At 67.5% G+C, this 22,969-nt stretch carries 16 protein-coding genes; 5 read left to right on the top strand and 11 right to left on the bottom strand.

Annotated features, from left to right (window positions below):
• Nucleotides 1–219 precede the first annotated feature (219 nt).
• From IEX50_RS11385 to IEX50_RS11345, 9 genes are all read right to left on the bottom strand, one after another.
• Nucleotides 220–561 (bottom strand): DUF6481 family protein, encoded by a 342-nt coding sequence (locus IEX50_RS11385; RefSeq protein WP_157176028.1) that lies wholly within the window; start codon nt 559–561, stop codon nt 220–222.
• Nucleotides 562–628: 67 nt separating this feature from the next.
• On the bottom strand, nt 629–1,441 hold the full coding sequence (locus IEX50_RS11380; protein WP_157176027.1) for a Cof-type HAD-IIB family hydrolase: 813 nt from the start codon (nt 1,439–1,441) through the stop codon (nt 629–631).
• Entirely contained in the window at nt 1,438–2,973 is a 1,536-nt protein-coding gene (gene zwf / locus IEX50_RS11375; RefSeq protein ID WP_157176026.1) for a glucose-6-phosphate dehydrogenase, read from the bottom strand. Before zwf ends, IEX50_RS11380 begins: the two co-directional genes overlap by 4 nt.
• Nucleotides 2,970–4,052, bottom strand: a complete 1,083-nt coding sequence (gnd, locus tag IEX50_RS11370; RefSeq protein ID WP_157176184.1) for a phosphogluconate dehydrogenase (NAD(+)-dependent, decarboxylating) — start codon at nt 4,050–4,052, stop codon at nt 2,970–2,972. The genes zwf and gnd overlap by 4 nt, the downstream gene beginning before the upstream one ends.
• The gene (locus IEX50_RS11365) at nt 4,049–6,850 is read right to left on the bottom strand and encodes a bifunctional transaldolase/phosoglucose isomerase (protein ID WP_157176025.1); all 2,802 of its coding nucleotides are present in this window, start codon (nt 6,848–6,850) and stop codon (nt 4,049–4,051) included. The genes gnd and IEX50_RS11365 overlap by 4 nt, the downstream gene beginning before the upstream one ends.
• Nucleotides 6,847–8,931, bottom strand: coding sequence for a transketolase (tkt, locus tag IEX50_RS11360; RefSeq protein ID WP_157176024.1), 2,085 nt, complete (start codon nt 8,929–8,931; stop codon nt 6,847–6,849). The genes IEX50_RS11365 and tkt overlap by 4 nt, the downstream gene beginning before the upstream one ends.
• Nucleotides 8,932–9,052: 121 nt before the next feature.
• Entirely contained in the window at nt 9,053–9,712 is a 660-nt protein-coding gene (gene rpiA / locus IEX50_RS11355) for a ribose-5-phosphate isomerase RpiA (protein ID WP_157176023.1), read from the bottom strand.
• A gap of 198 nt (nt 9,713–9,910) precedes the next feature.
• Nucleotides 9,911–11,014 (bottom strand): acyl-CoA dehydrogenase family protein, encoded by a 1,104-nt coding sequence (locus IEX50_RS11350; protein WP_157176022.1) that lies wholly within the window; start codon nt 11,012–11,014, stop codon nt 9,911–9,913.
• Nucleotides 11,015–11,017: 3 nt separating this feature from the next.
• The gene (locus IEX50_RS11345; protein WP_157176021.1) at nt 11,018–12,226 is read right to left on the bottom strand and encodes an acyl-CoA dehydrogenase family protein; all 1,209 of its coding nucleotides are present in this window, start codon (nt 12,224–12,226) and stop codon (nt 11,018–11,020) included.
• Nucleotides 12,227–12,395: 169 nt separating this feature from the next.
• On the opposite strand from IEX50_RS11345, the gene IEX50_RS11340 reads away from it, so the two are divergent.
• Genes IEX50_RS11340 through IEX50_RS11325 form a run of 4 tightly spaced genes read left to right on the top strand, consistent with a single transcriptional unit; the run spans nt 12,396 to nt 16,503 of the window.
• Nucleotides 12,396–13,409 carry a KpsF/GutQ family sugar-phosphate isomerase gene (locus tag IEX50_RS11340; RefSeq protein WP_229673925.1) on the top strand — a complete coding sequence of 338 codons (1,014 nt, stop codon included), beginning with the start codon at nt 12,396–12,398 and terminating at the stop codon, nt 13,407–13,409.
• Nucleotides 13,410–13,414: 5 nt separating this feature from the next.
• Nucleotides 13,415–14,248, top strand: coding sequence for a 3-deoxy-manno-octulosonate cytidylyltransferase (kdsB, locus tag IEX50_RS11335; RefSeq protein ID WP_373285309.1), 834 nt, complete (start codon nt 13,415–13,417; stop codon nt 14,246–14,248).
• Nucleotides 14,245–15,096, top strand: a complete 852-nt coding sequence (kdsA, locus tag IEX50_RS11330; protein ID WP_157176019.1) for a 3-deoxy-8-phosphooctulonate synthase — start codon at nt 14,245–14,247, stop codon at nt 15,094–15,096. The genes kdsB and kdsA overlap by 4 nt, the downstream gene beginning before the upstream one ends.
• Nucleotides 15,097–15,099: 3 nt before the next feature.
• Nucleotides 15,100–16,503, top strand: coding sequence for a hypothetical protein (locus IEX50_RS11325; RefSeq protein WP_157176018.1), 1,404 nt, complete (start codon nt 15,100–15,102; stop codon nt 16,501–16,503).
• A gap of 23 nt (nt 16,504–16,526) precedes the next feature.
• Here the strand turns inward: IEX50_RS11325 and IEX50_RS11320 are convergent, their stop codons facing one another.
• Together IEX50_RS11320 and IEX50_RS11315 are read right to left on the bottom strand one after the other, a co-directional pair.
• Complete coding sequence (locus IEX50_RS11320; RefSeq protein WP_188699467.1) at nt 16,527–18,218, bottom strand: glycosyltransferase family 8 protein; 1,692 nt, start codon at nt 18,216–18,218, stop codon at nt 16,527–16,529.
• A 135-nt stretch (nt 18,219–18,353) separates the two neighbouring features.
• Complete coding sequence (locus tag IEX50_RS11315; protein ID WP_188699465.1) at nt 18,354–21,647, bottom strand: glycosyltransferase; 3,294 nt, start codon at nt 21,645–21,647, stop codon at nt 18,354–18,356.
• Here IEX50_RS11315 and IEX50_RS11310 point away from each other — a divergent pair.
• Nucleotides 21,564–22,943, top strand: a complete 1,380-nt coding sequence (locus tag IEX50_RS11310; RefSeq protein ID WP_157176015.1) for a sulfotransferase family protein — start codon at nt 21,564–21,566, stop codon at nt 22,941–22,943. The genes IEX50_RS11315 and IEX50_RS11310 overlap by 84 nt on opposite strands.
• The last annotated feature ends 26 nt before the right edge of the window (nt 22,944–22,969 follow it).

The raw sequence follows: 22,969 nt of genomic DNA, 5'->3' as shown, positions 1-22,969 counted from the left end.
GGCCCCGCTAAAGTGCCCGCGGTGGCGATCCGGCCGACTTGACTGGACCCCACACGCGCTGATCTTGCGCGCGTTACTTCATACATCCCGTTTGGTTCGAGCCTGTCGAGAACTCGGCGCGGAGTTTTCGACAGGCTCGAACCAAACGGGGTGGGGGAAAGGGTTCAGTTAGGTCTCAAGCCGATCGCGGCCCCGACAAACGAACCCCATTCTCTCGCCTTACTTGCGCGCCTTGCGGGCGGCGTACTTCGCATCGCGCGCGGCCTTCTGCGCGGCCTTGCGGTCGGATTCGGACATCTGGGCCTCTTCGGCGGCCTTCTTCTCGGCTTCTTCGCGGATGGCGCGTTCGGCCTTGCGGATGGCGTCGGCCTCTTCCTTTTCGGCCAGCTTGGCGGCGCGGCGTTCGGCCTGGAGGGCTTCCTTCGCTTCCTGCGCGGCAAGCTTTTCCGCGACCAGCGCCGGATCGGGCGCGGCCTTGTTCTTCATCGCTTCCAGCGCCTTGGTCTTGGCGGCGGCGGCGGCACTGCGACGGTCGGAAAAGTCGGGATTATAGGTCTTCATAAAAGCGGGTCTGATGCCTTTGCAGGGAATGAAACGGCAGGTGCGCCGCAGATCGGCGCAGCCCCTATCACAGATGGTGCTGTTCGGCCAATTCCGCCAGTGCATCGACCGCGGCGGCCAGCCCGTCCTCGTCGGTCGGGCCCGTCACGCGCGTCGCGGCGTCGCGCACCGCCTGTGGCGCCTGGCCCATCGCGATCGACTGTCCGGCGCGCGCGAACATCGGCAGGTCGTTGGGCATGTCGCCCGCGACCGTGACGTCGGCGAGCGAAACGCCGATCGCGTCGGCCAGCGCCGCGACCCCGTCGCCCTTGTTCGCGGCAAGCGCCGTGATGTCGAGATAATAGGGTTGCGAGCAGGCGATGGTCGCGGCGCTACCGTGCGCGGCGACGAGTTCCGCCTCGACCCGTGCGACAAGCGGCGCGTCGTCGCTGACGCCGACGATCTTGTCGATCCGGTCGATCATCGCGGCGAAGTCGTCGGTGTAGACCGCGTCGATCGCGGCGGCGACCTGTTCGCGCTCCAGGTGGTGGCTGTCCTGGCCGCTGGCGTACCATTTGCCGTTCGCGAACACCCAGCGGTCGATGTTCGCCGCGCGGAGCCGGGCGAGCGTGTCGATCGCGACATCGGCGGGCACGTGCGCGGCGGAGATGACCGTGCCGTCCGGCTTCACGATCGTACCGCCGTTGAACGCACCCATTGGCAGGTCGATGCCGAGCCGCTCGGCATGCGCGATCATGCCCGACGGGGGCCGCGCGCTGATGAGCGTCACAGGCACGCCCGCGGCACGCAGCCGGCGGATCGCGGCGACGGTCGGTTCGGTCAGCACCTTGTCCTTGCGGACTAGGGTGCCGTCGATGTCGGAGATGAAGAGGCGGGTCATGCGGGCCTTCCGATCTTGTGCCAGGCGCGGCCGTCGCGCGTCAGGAGGTCCGCGGCGGCGGCGGGGCCGTCACTGCCGGCGGGATAGGGTTCGGGCTCGCCGTCCGCGGCCCAGGCGTCGAGGATCGGCTGCACCGCTTCCCACCCGGACTCGATCTGATCCGCGCGCTGGAACAAAGTCTGGTCGCCGGTCAGCATGTCGTAGAGCAGGGTTTCGTAGCCGGTCGTGTGGCCGAGCTTGAAATGATCGGAGTAGGCGAAGTCGAGGCTGACCGGCGCGGGCTCGATCACCGGACCAGGCTTCTTGGCGAGGATTTCGATGCTCAGCCCTTCGTCCGGCTGGATCTGGATCACCATGCGGTTGGGCGGCAGGCGGTTGTGATCGACCCCGGCGAACTGCGCATAGGGCACAGGTTTGAACTGGACGACGATCTCGGTATCGCGCGCCGCCAGCCCCTTGCCGGTGCGCAGGTAGAACGGCACGCCGGCCCAGCGCCAGCTGTCGACCATCAGTTTCAGTGCGACATAGGTCTCGGTCTTGCTGTCAGGCGCAACCTCGGGCTCCGACCGATAGTCGGCGACATCGGCATCGCCCGCGCGGCCCGCGGTGTAGCGGCCGCGGACGGCAACGTCGGCGACGTCCTCGGGCCGCGGCGCGCGGATTGCGGCGATGACCTTGGCCTTCTCGTTGCGAATTGCCTCGGAACCGAAATCGTTCGGCGGCTCCATGCCGACCATGGCGAGCAGCTGGAACAGGTGGTTGGGCACCATGTCGCGCATCGCGCCGGTCGTGTCGTAGAATTTGCCGCGCGTGCCGACCGTGACCGTCTCGGCCGCGGTGATCTGGACATGATCGATGTAGCGGTTGTTCCACACCGCCTCGACCATCGTGTTGGCGAAGCGCGTGACGAGGATGTTCTGGACGGTTTCCTTGCCGAGAAAATGGTCGATCCGGTAGACCTGCGTTTCGTCGAGATGCTTGAGGATGCGCTCATCGAGCGCTTCGGCGGACGGCAGGTCGTGGCCGAACGGCTTCTCGATCACGACGCGGCGGAACGCCTCGTCGGACTGGGTCAGCAGGCCGGCGTCGCCGAGGCTGTCGATCACAGGGCCGAAGAAGCCGGGCGCGGTGGCGAGATAGAAGGCGGCGTTGCCATCGATGCGGTCCTTGAGCGCCTCGTAGGTCGCCGCGTCTTCGAAATCCCCCTTCAAGTACGTGATGCGGTCGCGCAGCTTCAGCCAGTCTGGGTCGCCCGCACCGGACTTGTCACCATGCGCGCCGCCTTCGCCGTCGGCCTTGCCGATGAAGTCGTCGAGCTGTTCACGCAGCGCGTCGTCGCTGGAATCATGGTGGCTGACGCCGATGATCTTGAAGTCGTCACCGACCAGCCCGCTGCGGACCAGATTGACGATCGCCGGCACGAGGAGCCGGCGGGTGAGATCGCCGAGCGCGCCGAAGATGACCAGCGTTGCGGGCGGGGCGGGGGGCGTGGCGGTCGTGCCGCCCGCAGGCGAGCTGGGCGCGGCGCTCATTGTGGCATCTCCACATGGCCGCCGAAGCCGAACCGCATCGCGGAGAGCAGCTTGTCGCCGAACGTCGTGTCGACGCGGCTGCGGTAGCGCGCGAAGAGTGCTGCGGTCAGCACGTTGGCGGGCACCTTCTCCTCCATCGCGGCGTCGATCGTCCACTGCCCTTCGCCCGAGTCCGCGACATGGCCGCTGAACTGCTTCAGCTCATGGTCGCTGGCGAGGCCGATCGCGGTCAGGTCGAGCAGCCAGGAGGAGATGACGCTGCCGCGGCGCCAGACCTCGGCGATGTCGGGCAGGTTGAGGTCGAAGCGCTCGTCCTCGGGCAGCTTGTCCGATGCCTTGCCCTTCAGGATGTCGAAACCCTCGGCATAGGCCTGCATCAGGCCATATTCGATGCCGTTGTGGACCATCTTCACGAAGTGGCCGGCGCCTGCGGGACCGGCGTGGATGTAGCCGCGCTCGGCGCGGTCGTCGCCCGTGTCGCGGCCCTTGGTGGGCACCACGTCGCCGCGGCCGGGGGCCAGCGCGTCGAAGATCGGGTCGAGCAGGCGCACCGCGTCGTCGCTGCCGCCGATCATCATGCAATAGCCGCGTTCCAGGCCCCAGACGCCGCCGGACGTGCCGACGTCGACATAGTGCAGACCCTGTTCGCCGAGCACCTTCGCGCGACGGATGTCGTCCTTGTAGAAGCTGTTGCCGCCGTCGATCACGATGTCGCCGGGGGCGCAGAGCGCGGCGATCGTCTCGACCGTCTGTTCGGTGATTTCGCCGGCGGGGAGCATCGACCAGAAGATGCGCGGGCTGTCGAGCTTGCCCGCCATGTCCTCGATCCCGGACGCGGCCACCGCGCCGTCGGCGGTGAGCGCGGTGACCGCCTTGTCGTCGCGGTCATAGGCGACGACTTCGTGGCCGGCGCGCATCAGGCGGCGGGCGATGTTGCCGCCCATGCGGCCGAGGCCGATGATGCCGATCTTCATGGGGATGCTCCTGCTGTGTAGATCTTGTTCCGCCGCAGGCCGGGGCCTGGCGCGAGGATGCGTCCAGGCCCCGGCCCGCGCCGGGGTACGGTCGGTGTGGTTCAGGCGACGCTGGCGATCACCATGTCGACGAGGCGGTCAAAGGCCGCGTCGTGCTTCAGGTGAACGCGCATGACGCGCTGGCCGCGTTCGACGAGCACGTCGAGGTCGCCGCGCGCCTGCGCCAGCTGGACGGTGCCGAAGCTCGCCTTGCGACCCGGAACCGCGACGTCGTCGGACGGCGTGCGGGTGATTTCCAGGAAGCTGCCGGTGCGCGGGCCGCCCTTATATGCCTGCCCCGTCGAGTGGAGGAAGCGCGGACCGAAGCCGGCAACCGTCGCCACCTGCCGCGCGTCGCGGACCGCGGCACGCATCCGCGCGATGCCGTCGGCATGCGGCTCGTTGCGCTCGATATAGGCGAGGAAGCCGGCATAGTCGCCGGGCACCAGGCTGGCGAAGTGCGTGCTGAGCAGGACGGCCGGGTCGGTCGGTGCGAATTCCGGATCGCCGGGGGCGAAGATCGCGATATCGCCATCGTCGTAGAGCGGCGTTTCGGGTTCGAGCGCGCCGGTCGCCTCATAGGCGTCGACCAGCTTGCGCGCCTCGACCTTGGCGGCCTCGACATCGGGCTGATCGAACGGGTCGATCCCGATGATCGCGCCGGCGACCGCGGTGGCCATTTCCCAGCGGAAGAACTCCTGACCGAGTTGCATCGGGTCCGCGACCGAGATGCGCACCAACGGATGGCCGCCGTCGGCGAGTGCCTTGAGGGTCGATTCGAGGCGGTCGTCGCTGTCGCCGGCCAGGTGCAGATGCACGAACAGGCGGTCGGTGCCGTAGCTGTCCGCGGAGCCGAGCGGTTCGAGGTCGACGGGGACGATGCCCTTGCCTTCCTTCCCCGTCGATTCGGCGACCAGCTGTTCCAGCCAGCTACCGAATGCGGCGAGGCTGGGGCTGGGCAGGATGGTCAGCTTGTCGCGACCGGCCAGTGCCGCCTCGCCCATGATCGCGCCGAGCCGCATGCCTGGGTTGGTGGCGGGCGGGCTGTCCGGGCCGCAGGCGAAGACCATCGCCTTGGCCGCGGTGAAGAAGGCGGGGACGTCCACGCCCATCATCGCGGCCGGCACCATACCGAACACCGACAGGACCGAGTAGCGCCCACCGATCGCAGGATCTCCGTGGAAGATATCGCCGAAGCCGTCCGCCTTGGCCGATGCTTCCAGCTTGGAACCGGGGTCGGTCACCGCGACGAAGTTCTTCGTATCGGCGCCGGGCAGGCTGCGGAAATAGGCCTCGAGCAGCTGCGGTTCGAGCGTCGAACCGGACTTGGACGAGACGAGGAACGCAGTGTTGCCGGCGTCGATCTGGCCGGCGACGGTCGCGACCTGCGCCGGATCGGTGCTGTCGAGCGCGTGGAAGCGCGGGGCGCCGGTGGTAGGGGGCACGATCGCGCCGATCACTTCCGGCCCGAGGCTGGAGCCGCCCATGCCGAGCAGCACGACGTCGGCCTTGCCCTTGGTCTTCTCGGCCAGCTTGGCGAGCGCGTCCTCTTCGACCTGCTCGCCCTTGCCGGCGGCCAGCCAGCCGAGCCACTTGCCCTCGTCCTTGCCGGTCCAGAGCGTTGCGTCGGCCGCCCAGAGCCGGCGACTCCACGCGTCCTTGCGCATCGTGCCGATCCGCGTTTCGACGGTTTCGTCGAGCGACTTCGGCAGCGTAGCGGACATGCCGTTGAGCTTGTCGCCCAGGAACGTATCGCGCTTGCCGGCGACCGCGCCGAGCAGCGAGTCGGCGGCGTCGGCGAACAGCTTCACGCCCGCGGTGACGAGGCCGGTTGTGACGTCGCCGAGCTTCAGGTGGAGGCGGTCGGCCTCCGCCATCACATGCTCGGCGTCGGCGATGTCGTTGGTCAGCTGCGCGGTCGCGTCGCCATGGTCGCGGAATGCGTCCATCGTGGCGGGCGGCATGGTGTTGACCGTGTCGCGGCCGATCAGCGTCTCGATGTAGAGGACGTCGCTATACGCCTTGTCCTTCACGCCCGTGGACGCCCAAAGCAGCCGCTGGACCTGCGCGCCCTTGGCGGCGAGTGCCTTCCAGCGATCGGTTTCGAGGATCGCGAGATAGTCCTGGTAGGCGAGCTTCGCGTTGGCAATCGCGACCTTGCCGCGGATCGCCTTCAGCGCATCGGCTTCCGGGTCGCCCTCGGCGATGCGGTCGTCGATAGCCTTGTCGATCTGCGCATCGATGCGGCTGATGAAGAAGCTGGCGACGCTGGCGATCCGGTCGATCGGCTGGCCGGCGGCGACGCGCTCCTCCAGCCCTTCGAGATAGGCCATCGCGACGGCGCGGTAGGCATCGCGCGAGAACAGCAAGGTGACGTTGATGCTCAGCCCGTCGGCAATCAGCTGGCGGATGGCGGGGACGCCTTCCTGCGTGCCGGGGACCTTCACCATCAGGTTGGGGCGATCGACCGCCTCGGCGAGGCGGCGGGCCTCCTCGATCGTGTCGTCGGTTGCCTGGGCGAGGTAGGGCGAGACTTCGAGGCTGACATAGCCGTCCTTGCCCTCCAGCCGGTCGTAGACCGGGCGGAGGTCGTCCGCCGCGGCCTGGATGTCGGCAATCGCGAGGCTTTCATAGACCGCGACGATCGTGCTGTCGCCCTTGTCCAGATATTCCGACAGCCCATCGTCATAGGCGTCCGAGTGGCCGATCGCCTTTTCGAAGATCGACGGGTTGGACGTGACGCCGGTCAGGCCGTCCTCCTCGATCAGCTTGCGCAGGCCGCCGTCGGCGAGGAACTTGCGGTCGACGAAGTCGAGCCAGACGGCCTGACCCGCCTGCTCGAGCTTGTTCAGCGGGCCACTCATTTGCCGTTCCCCTGCATCACTTCGTGCGCGACCTTCACGACGTTATCGATCGTGAAGCCGTACTTCTCCTGAAGCTTGGCGAGCGGGGCCGACGCGCCGAAGGTGGACATGGTGATCGTTGCCCCGTCATGGCCGACATAGCGATCCCAGCCCATCGATCCGGCCTGTTCCACCGCGACGCGGGCGCGCACGGCGGGCGGGAAGATCGCGTCGCGATATTCCGCGTCCTGGTTCTCGAACAGTTCCCAGCTTGGCATCGACACGACCCGGGCGCGGACGCCCTCTGCACGCAGCTTCTCGTATGCGTCGACGACCAGCGACACCTCGCTGCCCGTACCGATCAGGATCACGTCGGGATCGCCGCCGCCGGCCTCCGCCAGGATGTAGGCACCCTTCTGGAGCCCCTCGGCCGACGCGTACTTATCGCGATCAAGCGTTGGAAGTGCCTGGCGCGAGAAGATCAGCGCGCTCGGCCGGTCGGCCTGCTTCAGCGCGACGGACCAGGCTTGTGCGGTTTCGTTCGCGTCGCCCGGGCGGATCGTGACGAGGCCGGGGATCGCACGCAGCGTCGCGAGATGCTCGACCGGCTGGTGGGTCGGGCCATCCTCGCCCACGCCGATGCTGTCATGCGTGAAGACGAAAATCGTCGGCACTTCCATGATCGCGGCGAGCCGGATCGGCGCGCGCATATAGTCGGCGAACACCAGGAAGGTGCCGGTGTAGGAGCGCAGGTAGCTGAGCGCCATGCCGTTGGCGATCGAGCCCATCGCATGTTCGCGCACGCCGAAATGCATGTTGCGGCCGCCCGGCGTGGCGGCGGTGAAGCTGCCCGCGCCGTCGAACTTCAGGTCGGTCTTGGTCGATGGCGACAGATCGGCGGCACCGCCCATCAGGCTGGGCACGCGCTTGGCAATCGCGTTCAGCACCTTGCCACCGGCATCGCGACTGGCGACGCCCTTCGCGTCGGCCTCGAACACCGGCAGGTCGGCCGCCCAGCCGTCGGGCAGCTCGCCCTGGCGCATCCGCTCCAGTTCGGCGGCAAGCTCGGGAGACTTTTCGCGGTAGGTCGCGAAGGTCATGTCCCAGCTCTCGCGCAGCGGGCGGCTGCGATCGATCATGCTCTGCGCGAAATGCTCGGCGACGCCCTCGGGGACGTAGAAGTCCTTGTCTTCCGGCCAGCCATAGGCCTTCTTCGTTGCCTTGATCGCGTCGGCACCAAGCGGTTCGCCGTGCGCCTTCTCGCTGCCCGCCTTCGGACTGCCCCAGCCGATCACGCTGTCCACGACGATCAGCGTCGGCGCATCATGCGTATCGCGGAAAGTCTGGAACGCATCGGCCAGTGCGACGGTGTCGTTCGCGTCGGAGACGTGCAGTGTCTTCCAGCCATAGGCGCGGAAGCGCGCGGCGACATCTTCGGTGAAGGCGAGGTCGGTGCCGCCCTCGATGCTGATCTGGTTGCTGTCATAGATCCAGCAGAGGTTCGACAGCTTCATGTGGCCGGCGAGCGAGGCGGCCTCCGCGGTCACGCCCTCCATCATGTCGCCGTCGCCGCAGAGCGAATAGACGTCGTGATCGAACAGGACCATGTCGTCCTTGTTGAAATGCGCCGCTAGGTGACGTTCCGCGATCGCCATGCCGACCGAGTTGCCGCAACCCTGGCCGAGCGGGCCGGTCGTCGTCTCGACGCCGGTGGTGTAGCGATATTCCGGGTGGCCGGGCGTCTTGGACGACAGCTGGCGGAAGCCCTTGATATCGTCGAGGCTGACCGCGGGATCGCCGCTATATTCGCCGTCCGCGTTGATTTCCTTCACGCCGGCGAGGTGCAGCAGCGAGTAGAGCAGCATCGACGCGTGGCCGACGGACAGCACGAACCGGTCGCGGTTGGGCCAGTCGGGACGGTCCGGATCGTAACGCAGGAACTGCGACCAGAGCGTGTGGCCGACGGGCGCGAGCGCCATCGGCGTGCCGGGGTGGCCGCTGTTCGCCTTCTGCACCGCGTCCATGGACAGCGTGCGGATGGTATCGATCGCGAGGCGCTCGGGCGAGCCATCCTCATGGAGGCCGGTGGCTGGGGTGGTCATTGCGCGATCCTTGAGCGAGCGCACGGTCACCGGAAAACGGCGCCAGCGCGGGAACGATATCGTCCGGGGAACGGCGGGCGGCCCGAACTGTTCCTGCTCTAACGGGTAAGATGAAGCTTTGTTAAGACCGTTTCAGCCAAACGGTGCTGCTGTCGTCCGCGATGCAGGTTGCGTCGATTTCATCGAGGAAGAGGCCGTGGCCGAGCAGGCCGGGGATGGCCGACAGTTCGGCGGCGAGCGCGGCCGGGTCCGCGATGGGGCCGAATGCGGCGTCGGCGAGTAGATTGTCCTGGTCGGACCGGGTGGCGCGCAGGATGGCGGGCCCGCCTAGCTCTGCGAGCCGGCGCAGGACGAAGGCGCGGGCGAACGGCAGGATCTCGACCGGGATGGCGCGATCGAGTTGGGCGACGCGCTTCGATCCGTCGACGATCGCGATCATCCGCGTGCTGGCGGCGGCGACGATCTTCTCGCGCAGCATCGCGCCGCCGCCGCCCTTGATCGCGCGGAGGGCGGGATCGATCTGGTCGACGCCGTCGATGGTAAGGTCAACCTGCGGCACGTCGTCGAACGGGAGGACGGTGATGCCGTGGGATTGGGCGAGCGTCTCGGTGGCTTTGGACGTGACGACGGCGGTGATGCGGAGGCCGGCGCGGACCCGCTCGGCGAGCGCGGCGACGGCGTAGGCCGCGGTGCTGCCGGTGCCGAGGCCGACGAGCATGCCGGGCTGGATCTCCGCCACGGCGGCGATCGCGGCGGCGCGCTTGTCGGTGTCGGTGGTCATGAAGCAGGAATGGCCGGTGGGGGCGGGGGTTCCCCTAGGGGCGGGGGCTTAGCCCAAACCCGTCCATCCCGAGCGCAGTCGAGGGAGCCCTCGAGCGTAGTCGAGGAGCCAACAGCGCCCCTCGGCTGCGCTCGGGGGAAAGGGTGCCTCGACTTCGCTCGGCATGGACGGTTCTGTGGGCGGGAGGTTTCCCGGCTGCTAAGCCGCCAACCCTCCCAGGTCGGTCAGCGCATCGATATGATGGTCCGCGTCGCCGAAGAGCGTTTCGATGGCGGTCAGGCGCTTGAAGATGTGGCCGACCTTGTACTCGGCGGTGATGCCGATGCCACCGTGGAGTTGGACCGCCTGTTGCCCGACGAAGCGCGAGGCGCGGGCGATGTGCGCCTTGGCCGCGGCGATGTTGGCGGTGCGTTCGGCGGCGGGGCGGTCGAGCGAGGCGGCGGCGAGGATCGCCATGCTGCGCGCCAGTTCGAGCTGCATCAGCATGTCGACGGCGCGGTGCTGGAGCGCCTGGAACGCCGCGATCGGCACGCCGAACTGCTTGCGGGTCTTGAGATATTCGGTCGTCAGGTCGAGTGCGGCGGCCATCGCGCCGACCGCTTCGGCACAGAGCGCGGCGTTGGCGGCCTCGATCGCGCGGGACAGATGCGCCGCGCCGTCGCCGGGGATGCGTTCGGCGGCGACATCGTGCAGCGTGACCGTCGCGACGCGGCTGCCGTCATAGCCGGCCTCGCCGCGAATGCTGACGCCGGTGGCGGCGGGATCGACGAAGAACAGAGCGGTCGACCCCTCGCTGGTGCGTGCGGACACGATCAGCTCCTGCGCCTGATCGCCGCCCAGCACTGCGATCTTCTCGCCGGTCAGCCGGTCGCCGACCGCGACCGTCTCGCGCGCGTCGACCGTGTAGCGCGGACCGCGCGGTTCGGCGAAGGCAACCGCGAGGCGGAGGTCGCCCGTGACGATCCGCTCGACCCGCGCCGCGCGCTGCTCCGCGGTCGCCGCGTCCTGCAGCAAGGCACCGGCCAGCACGATGGCGGAGAGATAGGGTTCGACGACGAGCCCGCGGCCGAACTCCTCCATCAGGATCATCGTCTCGGTGCCGCCGCCGCCGAACCCGCCATCGGCCTCCGCAAAGGGCAGTCCGAGCAGGCCGAGTTCGGCCATTTCGGACCAGATCGCCGGGTCGCGCCCGCCCGGCATCGCCATCATGCGGGTGCGGTCCTCGAACCCGTAGCGGTCGGCGACGAAGCGCGCGACGGTCTCACGCAGCAGGCGCTGGTCGTCGGAAAAGCTGAAATCCATGGTTCAGAGCCCCATCACGGTCTTGGCGACGATGTTGCGCTGGATCTCGTTCGACCCGCCGTAGATCGAGACCTTGCGCATGGTGAAGTAATACGGTGCCGCGGCAGGCAGCCAGCGGTCCTGCGGTTCCTCGTTGCGGCCATGGTCGAGGTCCGGCTGCGCGAGACCCGCGGGGCCGGCGAGCGTCATCATGATCTCGGTCATGCGTTGCTGGATGTCGCTGCCCTTCACCTTCAGGATCGAGGATGCGGCCGCCCCGGCACCCGGATCGCCGCCGCCGCCGGCGCTGTCCGCCGCCACGACGCGCAGCTGGGTCAGCTCGAGCGCCTTCAGGTCGATCTCGGTTTCGATCAGCTCGCGCAGGAGCCGCGCATGTTCGCGCTGCGTCATGCGCCCGTCGGCCGCCATCTCCTTCGCGGTCGCACGCGCCCAGCGCAGCCGTTCCTTCGACAGACCAATCCGCGCGATGCCCGACCGTTCGTTGCCGAGCAGATGCTTGGCATAGTCCCAGCCCTTGTTCTCCTGACCGATCAGGTTTTCGGCCGGCACGCGGACGTCGTCGAAGAAGACCTCGTTCACCTCGTGATGATTGTCGATCGTGCGGATCGGGCGGACGGTGATGCCGGGCGTCGTCATGTCGATCAGCAGGAAGCTGATCCCCATCTGCGGCTTCTGCGCGTTCGGATCGGTGCGGACCAGCGCGAAGATCCAGTCGGCATGCTGCGCCAGCGTGGTCCAGATCTTCTGCCCGTTGACGACATAGTCGTCGCCGTCGCGCACCGCGGTCGTCTTGAGCGAGGCGAGGTCGGAGCCGGAGCCGGGTTCCGAGAAGCCCTGGCACCACCAGATGTCGAGGCTGGCGGTGGGCGGCAGGAAGCGTTCCTTCTGCGCATCGGTGCCGAACCGCGCGATGACCGGGCCGATCATCGCGACGTTGAACGAGAATTCATCCGGCGCGCGGGCGAGCGACAGTTCTTCCTGGAAGATATATTTCTGCGCCGGGGTCCAGCCGCGGCCGCCATGTTCGGCCGCCCATTTCGGCACCGCCCAGCCGCGCCGGTGCAGGATCCCGTGCCAGCGCACGATCTGCTCCTTGGTCAGGTCCGTCCGGTCGGCCACCGCGGTGCGGATGTCGTCGGGCAGCTCGGCGGCCAGGAACGCGCGGACCTCGTCGCGGAAGGCCAGTTCGTCGGCGTCGAAATCAAGGTTCATGCGCTTCGTCTCCGTCCGGATGCTTGAGCGGTAGCCTAGCTGAAGGTTGCCGTTTACGGAAGCGTAAAGCAATATCGATATTGGCAGGGCGTTCAGCAGGCTCGCTTTTTTAACTTGTCGGGACTAGGCACATATGGTGATCAGGCTGAGCAAACCCCGGACGACGCTGGTGAGATACGGCACGGACCCGTCCCGCCTCAGCCCCGAAGATGCCCGCGCGGCACGGCTGCGCGAAGGGCGATCGGTCATCGCGATCGAGGCGGCGGCGCTGTCCCGCCTGCGCGAGACGCTGGACGATTCTTTCGCCGACGCGGTCGAACTGCTGCTGACATTGCCCGGCCGGGTGATCGTGACCGGCATGGGCAAGTCGGGCCATATCGCGCGCAAGATCGCCGCCACGCTCGCCTCCACCGGTACGCCCGCGTTGTTCGTTCATCCGGCCGAGGCGGCGCACGGCGATCTCGGCATGATGATCCCGGGCGACGCGCTGATCATGCTGTCCAATTCCGGCGGCACGACCGAGTTGAAGCCGATGATCGGCCATGCGGCGGTCCTGGGCATGCCGATCATTGCGATTTCCGCACGGCGCAATTCGACGCTGATGCGCGCCGCGGCGATCCGCCTGATGCTGCCCGCCGCGGCGGAGGCGTGCCCCGCCAACATCGCGCCGACGACATCGACCGCGATGATGCTGGCGCTGGGCGATGCGCTGGCGATGGCGACGATGCACGAGCGTGGCCTGTCGCGCGATGGATTCCAGGCGCTGCACCCCGGCGGCACGATCGGGCTCCGCCTGATGCGCGTGGCCGCGGTGATGCACTGCGACGAGGAAATGCCGGTCGTGCCGGCCGACATGTCAATGCGGGAAGTCGTGCTGACCATGACGCGGCTGACGTTCGGGATCGCCGGCGTGGTGGACGATGCCGGGCGGCTGATCGGCGTGATCACCGACGGCGATCTGCGACGCCATGTCGATGCGCTGATGACCGGCACCGCGCGGGACGTGATGACGCATGATCCGATCACGATCGGAGCGGCCAGCTTTGCCGAGGATGCGCTCGCGCTGATGAACGATCACAAGATCACCGCGCTGTTCGTGACCGGTGGCGATGGCGCGGATGGGCAGGACGTGCCGGTCGGCGTGGTGACGATCCACGATTTCCTGCGATTGGGGCTGGCGTGAGCGACGTGGCAGGCGGTGGACGTGACGGCCGCGTGGCGATCGTGGTGCCGGCGCGCCATGCGTCGACGCGCTATCCCGGCAAGCCGATGGTCGCAATTCGCGGTGCCACGGGTGTTGAACGCCCGCTGATCGGGCGGAGCTGGGACGCTGCGCGTGCAGCGGCGGATGCGATGGGCGGCGATGTCCGGGTAATCATTGCAACCGATGATGCGCGCATTGCCGAGCTGGCCGAGGGGTTCGGCGCGGAGGTGATGATGACGCCAGAGGCGTGCGCGAACGGGACCGAACGCTGCGCCGCGGTGCTCGACCGGATCGACGCGGACACTGACATCGTCGTTAACCTGCAGGGCGACGCGCTGCTGACGCCGCCGTGGTTCCTGTCCGAACTAGTGAGCGTCCTGCGCGCGGACCCGGCGATCGCGGTGGCGACGCCGGCGGTGCGCGCGACGCCCGTCGTCCACCGCCGGTTGCTCGACGATCAGGCCGCGGGCCGGGTGGGCGGCACCACGGTCGCGACGGCAGCGGACGGGCGCGCGCTGTATTTCAGCAAGGCGGTCATCCCGCATGTGCCCGACGCGCGGATCGGCGACCCGGCATTGCCGGTGCTGCTGCATGTCGGGGTCTATGCCTATCGCCGCGCTGCGCTGGCGCGTTATGCCGCGTTGCCGGAGTCGCTGCTCGAACAGCTCGAAGGACTGGAACAGCTGCGGTTCCTGGACGGCGGCGTGCCGGTGCGCGTCGTCGAAGTCGATGCGCGCGGCTGCGAGTTGTGGGAATTGAACAATCCGAGCGACCTGGCGCCGATCGAGGCGCAGCTTGCGGTACGGGGAATGGAATGAACGCGATCGTCGAGAGCGGTACGATGCTGTGCGGGCGCCCGGTCGGGCTGGCGCATCCGCTGTTCCTGATCGCCGGGCCGTGTGTGATCGAGAGCGAGGCGATGGCGCTGTCCACCGCCGAACGGCTGCGCGGGATCGCCGACCGGCTGGGCGTGCTGCTGATCTACAAGAGCTCGTTCGACAAGGCGAACCGATCGTCGGGAAGCTCGTTTCGCGGGCCGGGCCTGCATGAAGGACTGCGGATCCTGGAAAAAGTGCGCGCCAAAATCGGGCTGCCGGTACTGACCGACGTGCATGAGGTGGCGCAGGTCCGGCCGGTGGCGGACGTGGTGGACATGCTCCAGACGCCGGCATTCCTGGCGCGCCAGACTGATCTGATCGAGGCGGTTGCGGCATCGGGCAAACCCGTGAACATCAAGAAGGGCCAGTTCATGGCCCCCAACGACATGGTCCATGTGATCGCCAAGGCGCGCGAAGCGGCGGCGGCGGCAGGGGTGTCGGACAGCGGGCTGATGGTCGCCGATCGCGGCACCAGCTTCGGCTACAATAATCTGGTCAGCGACATGCGCGGGCTGGTGATCATGCGCAACACCGGGTGTCCGGTGGTGTTCGACGCCACCCATTCGGTGCAGCTGCCCGGCGGGCAGGGTGCGACCAGTGGCGGGCAGAGCGAGTTCGTGCCGGTGCTGGCGCGCGCCGCCGTGGCGGTCGGGATCAGCGGGCTGTTCATGGAAACGCATCCCGACCCGGCCAACGCGAAATCGGACGGTCCGAACGCGGTGCCGCTCGACGACTTCGAAGCACTGGCCGCCAGGCTGGTCGCGCTGGACGCATTCGTGAAGGGCTGACCCATGCATATCGAGACGGCTGTCCGCGCCCGGCGGGAAATCCTGGCGGGGCTGAGCGTCGGGGCCCTCACCGCGGTAGGCGGCCTCGGCCTGCTCGGCGGATGCGGGGCGACCGCCGAAAGCGCGCCGCCGCAGACGCCGTCTGCGCTGAAGACCGGATACGACCGGGTCTACCGCGACATGTACGCCAACTGGTGGGACAGCAAGGGCCGGGTCGTGCCCGCGCGGACGCTTGCCTGCGTCATCCCGCCGAGCGGCGGTCAGAAGCGCTGGGGCCTGCCCGCGATCGGCGAGCAGCCGGCGCTGTGGATGGAGGAAAGCTACCATAATTTCCTCTACTGGCACTGGAAGGCGACTGGATCGGCCGAAACTGCGCGGATGATCGCGTCGCAATGGGACTGCACCCGCGCGCAATTCGGCGCGCCGACGATGGCGGGCGACGGCCGGGACGCGACGATCTATGCCAGCGACGATGCCGGCTGGGTTGCGCAATATCTCGCCCAGGTGTTCGAGGTGACCAAGGACCGTTCGGCGCTGAACGCCCTGCGCACGATGATTCCAGCGACGCTGAAGCGGTTTCGCGATCCCTTCACAGATCCTGTGAAGTTGCCGGGCTTCTCCTACTCGCGCTACGGCATCCTGTACGCGCTGCCGGGCGGCGATCCGGCGGGGCAGGGCACATCGTCGGTCTATGAAGTCCCGCTGGCGATCGCGGCCCTCACGGTGTTCGAAACCACGCGCGACGTCAGCTACCTGCAATATGCGGTCGCGATCTTCGCGCTGATGCAGGCGCATTTCCGGCAGTCGGACGGGGTCTATTGGGGAAATATCAATATCGATCTACGTCGAAAACCGTATCTGGTTTCGACCCAGGCCTATTTCGGGCCGCCGCAACAGGGGGTGAGCGCCGTCAACATCCTGGGTTCAATGGCGATGGGCGTGCTGGCGGCGCGCCTGTACCGCGTGACCCGGCGGCGCGAATACGCGGCGCAGGCCGCGACGATCACGAAGGGGATGCTGAAGCCCGGCATCTTCCTGCATGACAGCACCAACGGGTTCGGCAAGGTATTCCTGAGCATATCTGATCCGTGGACCGACGCGTTCTTCGCCTCGGCCTTCGCGACCGAAGTGCTGCCGTTGCCGGGCACGGACCCGGACGGTGCGTGGGCGGCGGCGCTGGGTCGCACCGCGCGGTCGATCCTGGCACAGCGTGTGGAGGGCGGCTTCTACGGCGGCAACTGGGGCGGGATACTGGCCACCCCCAATGCGAACGGCAATCGCAGCTACGAGGAGCAGGCCGCCAAGGCGAACGACGGCGCCGGGGGCGGACAGGCGATCCCCCAGCAGATCATGACGTCGGCCAACTCCGCATCGATGGTGCAGGCTGCGATGCTGGCCGAACGGTAGGGGGTCGGGCCGCCGGTCTAAGTTCAGCGGGCAGCGGCAACCTGGGCCCGGGCAGTGGCGTCGTCGTCTGCATGTCGGGTCGCCGCGGGCAATGTGGCGGCCTCGCGGAAGCAATCGTCGGCCATGACCGCATCGAGCAGGTCCCGCCAGGACTGCATCGCAGGCAGCGCGTCCGCGGTCTCGCGGAACAGCGGGAGCCGATCGGCCATCCAGTAACGCTGGCTGAGTACGGGCGGCGTACGGTAAAGGTTCGGGGCGAACGGATGACCCGATACCAAGGGTGCGAGGATAGCGGCGCTGGATTCATCCGACCGCAGCACGGTGACGACGCAGTCCCACATCGTCTGCCCGACGCGGTCCTGGACAACGCGTTCTGCCTCCGGCTCGCGGCCCAGAAAAATTTCGTAAAGGAGGCTGATCAGGCTGCGGTCGGCCGATTGGTCAATCGAACCAAGCCAGCCGGTGCGTGCGGAAACGCGTTCCACCTGGCGATCATAGAGCGGCACCGCTGGATGATCGCGCGCAAGATCCGGCTTGGCCCCCGCATAATGGACGACGGGTGCGCTTTCATACCATTCGGCGGCGAACTGCCGCGATTCGCCGGCGTAAAAGAAATTCCAGCAGCGATCGAGCCTTAGCCAGTCGTCGCCGATGACATCGTTGAGCGCGTCCTGATCGAGGAACTGGGGACGTTCCGGGTAGGCCGCCCAGCGCCGCATCGCCACGTCGCTGACCCCTGCGGCGTTCCAGCGTGGAATATCGATCACCAGCAGACCGGCATTGAAGTAAGTCGGATCGACTTCGCGGCCGCGTGCGCGCAGTTCGGATGCCGACATAGGATCCCGAACCGCGGCGACCGCGTGACCGTTCATATGCATGTCGAACAGCGGCCGCAGGCTGTCGGTCAGGATCATGTCGGAATCGATCAGGATCAATCGCGCTTCGGCCGTATCGATGATCTTGGGCAGGACGAACCGGCCGATCAGCGGGAACGGGAAGGGATGGTCGGGGATGACGGGGATCAGCGGCGACGCGCGATCGACCGGCACGAAGCGCATGGCCTTGCCCATCCGCCCCGCACTGGCGCGCAGGACGGCGCGGTCGATCGGCGACAGGTCGAAATCGGCGACCAGGATGATCGCGTCCGGCACGCAACCATACTCCTCGACCGACGCGAGCATGGTCGCGGTGAGGCCGACGAACGCCGGATCGGTGGCGCAGCCGATATAGCAGGGCGCGGGGGCCGCGGCGGACGCCACGGAACGCAGCCGACCATCGCCCGGCAACGGCACGATGCGGACCGCACCACCGACGCGCAGGCCGGCGCGACCGGTCGTCGCGACGCGATATTCCAGGTGGCAGGCCTCCGTGACGACGAAGTCCAGCGTCACCGGGCCGGACCCTTCGCTCAGTTCGGACAGCCGAAGCTCCCGTTCGGCGTGGCGGGTCCGCCCGTCGTCGGACACGACGTCGACGACCGCGCAGATCGCATCCTTCGACCGGTAGAACGGGCTGTTCGTAGCCGCGAGATCGAACACGACGCGGTAGCGGCCGGGGAGGCGCAGTTCGTACGGGCCGTAAAGCAGATGGCCGGTGTCGCCGGTTTCGCTGATCAGTTCCCGGTGGCCGTTGGGTGCGGTAACGACACGCCCGGTCGAATGGCTGAACAGCGACGGCTTCTTCGTCCGGCAACCGCAATCGTCGGTCGATGTCATCATGCCTCTTTCGAACGTGGGTGAACGAACCGGAGGTGCCCGGTTATTGTGCCCGCTTGCTGTCGACCGGGCGTATCGCCCGCTGCGTGCGGGCGCAAGCGGCGCCTTGCTTTCCGTCCGCGGTGGCCGGTGGGGTCAGGCGTACCAGGCGCTGCCGGCATATTGCGGGGTCAGGTCGATGCGGTCGCGGTGCAGGCGGGGGTGCCAGGACGGATCCTGATCCAACCATGCGCGCCAGCGGGAGCGGAACGCCGCCGTCTCGTCGCCCGGCGGCAGGGCGTGGCCGCGCGATGCCTTTTCGGAATGGATCATCTCCGCAAGCGGCGTGTAGACGATCCGGTAGCCGAGCGTCCGCAGCCGCAGACACAGATCGGTATCGTTATATTCGAGCGAGAAGCGCTCATCGAACCCGCCGACCCGCGCCATCACCGACCGCCGCGTCGCGAACACTGCACCGGTGACCATCGACCATTCACGCTGGACGTCCGTCCAGCCCTGATACGCCCCAGTCCCATGGCGGCGGCGTACCCAGAGATGCGTCGCCCCCGTTCCGACCGGGCCGATGCCGGCGTGCTGAATGCTGCCATCCGTGAACAGCAGCCGCGCACCGACACCGCCGACCGTCGGATCGACGGCGAACGTCAGAAGTGCGTTAAGCCAATCGTACCCGGTGGGCACAAGATCGTCGTTCATCATGACGATCTGTTCGGTTTCGGCGGCGCGCCACAGGCGGTTCATCTTCGCGGCATAGTTGAACGGCTCGCCGGGCGCGCGTGCGGTGGCGATCCGCGTCAGGGCGAACGGCCAGCGCCGCTCCGCCCAGTCCGGTACACCTTCACCGTCGTCGCCGACGATGACGGTCAATCGCTCCATCGGCCAGTCGGCCCGAGCGATCTCGATGAGCAACTGTTCGATCAGCGTCATGTCGCCCCATGGGACGGGCGTTCGCATGGTCGGGATCAGCAGGGTGACGGCGGGCTCCGCACCGGACACGAACCGACGCCGGATGGCGACGCTCTCGGCCGCACCCGGGACGATATCGAACCCGCCGAAGCTGGGCTGCGCGTGCAGCATAGCGATCTGGTCCGCCTGTACGGTGCAAACGCGCTGGCCGCGATGGCCGAGCAGGACATGCGGGATACGCGCGATCGCCAGCCCCGCAGAGTCCGCGCGGAACAGCAGGTCCGCGATCGCCGCGGTGCGCAGGCCGACGGCCAAACCCCCGAGTTGGACCAGCGCGGATGCCCGGACCAGCAGCGGCGCGCCGACATAATCCTGCGCCGCGAGCAGGGTGCGGTCATATTCCGGCTTTAGCCGGATGTGATCAACGGCGAACTCGGTCTCGGCCGCAATATCGTCCGCGTAGAACAGGGACGCGTCCGGGCGCGCGGCGATGTGCGCCATGACGATGTCCGCAAAATCCGGCGCGATGCAGGCACCGGTCGGCGCGAACAGGATCCAGCGGTCGTCGGCGGGATCCGGCAAGGCGGTGTCCAGCGGCGCACCATCCGCGGCCAGCAGGACGAGCCGGATGGCATCGTGGATCGCCGTGGACTCATCCAGGAGGATGCCGCCGCGGAGTTTGGGCACCGGGCGGTGGACGCGCCGATCGGTCGTCGTATCGGCCAGCGTCGCGTGGACGGCGGCAAGCAGCGCCTCATCGGTCGCGTCGTCCCTGCCCCACGCCTGGGGGTCCGGAATCACCGCGACCGCCGCGCCATCGCGACGATCCAGTTGCGCAGCACCGGTCGGATCGGTCACCCAGATCCGGTCGATCGCGTGGAAATCCTGAACGCGCGAGACCAGTCGGTCATCGCAGGGGGCGGTCCAGTAACCGATCGTGCGACGCGCGTCGGCGATGAGCCCGCGTTGCTGATCGGTCAGCAGGTGCCAGTCGTCCGGATCAAGCTGCACGATCGCGATATCGGCCGGTGTTTCGAAATCAATGGCGTCAGCGGGCGGGGCGATAGGGGTCGCGTCACGATAGCCGTGCTGGATCGGGTGGACATTCAGGCGGATGGGCAGCCGGCGGAGCGAACACAACATCGCGCGTGCCGCGTCGCCGTCGACCCCCGCATAATTTACCGGTGCGTAGTAGCGAACGGTCGGCCACATATCCGCCGGCGGCTGGCGGGGCGGGGTGGCCAGGAGCGGGCCGTCGGCCGGGGGGGTGTCCACGACGTACCCGCTTGTCGATGGGTCCAGCCCCGCCGCCCGGAGCGCATCCTGAACGTCAGGGGCTTCTGTGATCTGTCCGAGTGCCGGCGGGACGAAGGGCAGCCCAAGCGCAGACAGGCGACGCCAGCCGGTGAGCGTGCGGAGATCCGCATCGGGGAACAGCGTCTCGATCCGGTGCCCTGTGGTCTGGACCCGTTCGAGAAAGGCGGTGTCGTCGGCAGCCGGGGCGGCGGGGTCCGCATGCAGCTTCACCGCGTCGAAGAACAGCTGAACGGCCTCAGACGCGAGCAGCGTGCGGCTCAGGCGGACATAACCGCAATCGACATGCCAGCCGTCGCTCATGGTTCCGGTCAGCGCGACCAGATCGGCCTCGCTCGTCCGCATTCGCGCGGTTACGGTTGCGAAGCGGTCATCGCCGAAGTCGCCCGCCAGTCCGTCGTCGATCAGGGTCAAACCAGGCGCACCGTAAAGCGCGGGGAGCAGTTTCAACGCATGCGCCCAGGCGGCGAACCGGCTTCCGGTGTCGCGCCGGACCAATGCGCCGGCGACGCGGTCGACCACCGTGGGCGGCAACGCGACCGGCCGATCGGTGACGACTAAGAGGATGACGGTGTGGCCCCCATCGATCAGCGCATCGACGAACGGCGCGACATGGGCCGGCAACCTGCCGCCGGTCGCGCAGGCCAGGAACAATACCGTCTCGCCCAAGAAAGCGCCATCCACCGGTTTTGCAAACGCAAGATCGGTCGCCCAGGCCGGTGCGTCGCTGACGGGCGGGGGAACAGCCGCGGGTTCCGGCACGGCGGGCGCGGTAGGCTCGGCGGCGGGCCCTTGCACCACCGCTGGCGCTTCGGCGTGTGGTGGTTCGAAGGGTGGGCGGGTTTCTGGGAGCGCCGCTAACTCGTTCAGGGCGGCCATGTTGCCGTTGATCGCGGCGCTGTCGCCGTAAAGGCGGCGCGCGCCTTCGATGTCACCGATCGACTTGCGAAGATGGCCCCAGCAGATCAGGAGGTTCGGGTCTCGCGGCGTGGCCGCGTCCGCGCGGGCATAGGCGATTTCTGCCGCCGCCGGGTCACCCATTTCGCGCAGTGCGTGGCCGAGTTGGATACGGATCGCCACGTCGTCGGGGCGTTCGTCCAGATAATGGCGGTAGGCGACGACCGCGCGATGCCAGTGCCGCCGATCGCGCGCCCGGTCGCCGCGCTTGCGGTACGACGCGGTGCGAAGATCGGCAAACAAGCCCGCAGTCATGCGATCGGCCATCGACTGCGCTGTGTGTATTTTAGCGTCCCCATACCATCAGCTATGCTGGGGTGGCAGTATCGTCGCAAGTCATTCGTGATGGACCGAGCGCCGTACGACGTGAAACGATGTCGCGCGGAATGGACGCAGCGAACATGGCGAACCCCCGCCGGGCAGACTAAGGATTCGTATTTAAGCGACGTTCATCTGATCAAATTCCGATACGATGGGTTTGTAACAAGAATTTTAAGAGGCGGGAGCGGCATGGCGGTACGGCGGGACCTAGTCTTTGTCCTTGGCATGGGGCGTTGCGGAACGTCAGCATTAACGCAGGTGCTGGCCTTGTGCGGCGCGCATCTGCCCGACGACCTGCTCGGTGCGAGCGTTGGCAACCCACATGGCCATTTCGAGCCGGCGGAGGCGCTGGCCTTGAACAGCCAGTTCCTCGCGCAGTTCGGGTTGACCTGGTACGACCCCACGCTGCGGCTGCAACGCGATACGACAATGAACCCGTTGCTTCGCGAAGCCTTCATCGTCCAGATCGAGGCATTCCTGCAACGCTATGCCGACCGGCCGCTGTTGGTAATCAAGGAACCGCGGATCGCCGGACTGTCGGAATATTGGTTCGAAGCGGCACGGCGCGGCGGCTGGACGATCAAGGTGATCGTGCCCGTCCGCCATCCGATCGAGGTTGCGCGCTCGCTGGCTGCGCGTGACGGCATCGGCCATGAATTCTCGTTCGCGCTCTGGTTAAAGTACACGATGCTTGCGGAACAGGTGTCGCGCTCGGTCCCGCGCGTGTTCGTCGGCTACGCCCATCTGATGGCGGACTGGAAGCGCGAGGTCGGTCGCATCGCGACGGCGCTCGACATCCGTATCAACCGCCGCCGTACCAAGGCGGTGGGCGCGTTCCTGGAACAGGACATGCGGCACCATGTCGCCGACGCCGCGCAGCCGATCGACAACGGCCTGATCGCTGCTCTGTACGGCTGGCTGATCGCGGCATGCGAGGACAAAGCACCGAACAACGGCGATATCGACAGGCTGCGCGACATCTACTTCGATACCGAACGGCTGCTGCGGCGGTCGATGGACGAGCAACGGCGAAGCGACGTGCCGATCGTAGTTGAACGGGCACAACCGCGACTACCACCCTTGCTGGATGCGTTGATCAATGAGTTCAACGAACAAGGTTATCTGGCGACAAACCCTGATGTCCGGGCGGCCGTCGTCGAGGGGCGTCACGCGTCAGGCCTCGAACACTGGATGACGTTCGGTTACAACGAGGGACGGCGGTCCGCCTGATCCGGAATACCCGAAACGCCGCCGAC

The organism is Sphingomonas prati (genome assembly GCF_014643515.1).
GTDB classification, from domain to species: domain Bacteria; phylum Pseudomonadota; class Alphaproteobacteria; order Sphingomonadales; family Sphingomonadaceae; genus Sphingomonas_R; species Sphingomonas_R prati.
This window is presented reverse-complemented; position numbering and strand designations above follow the sequence as displayed.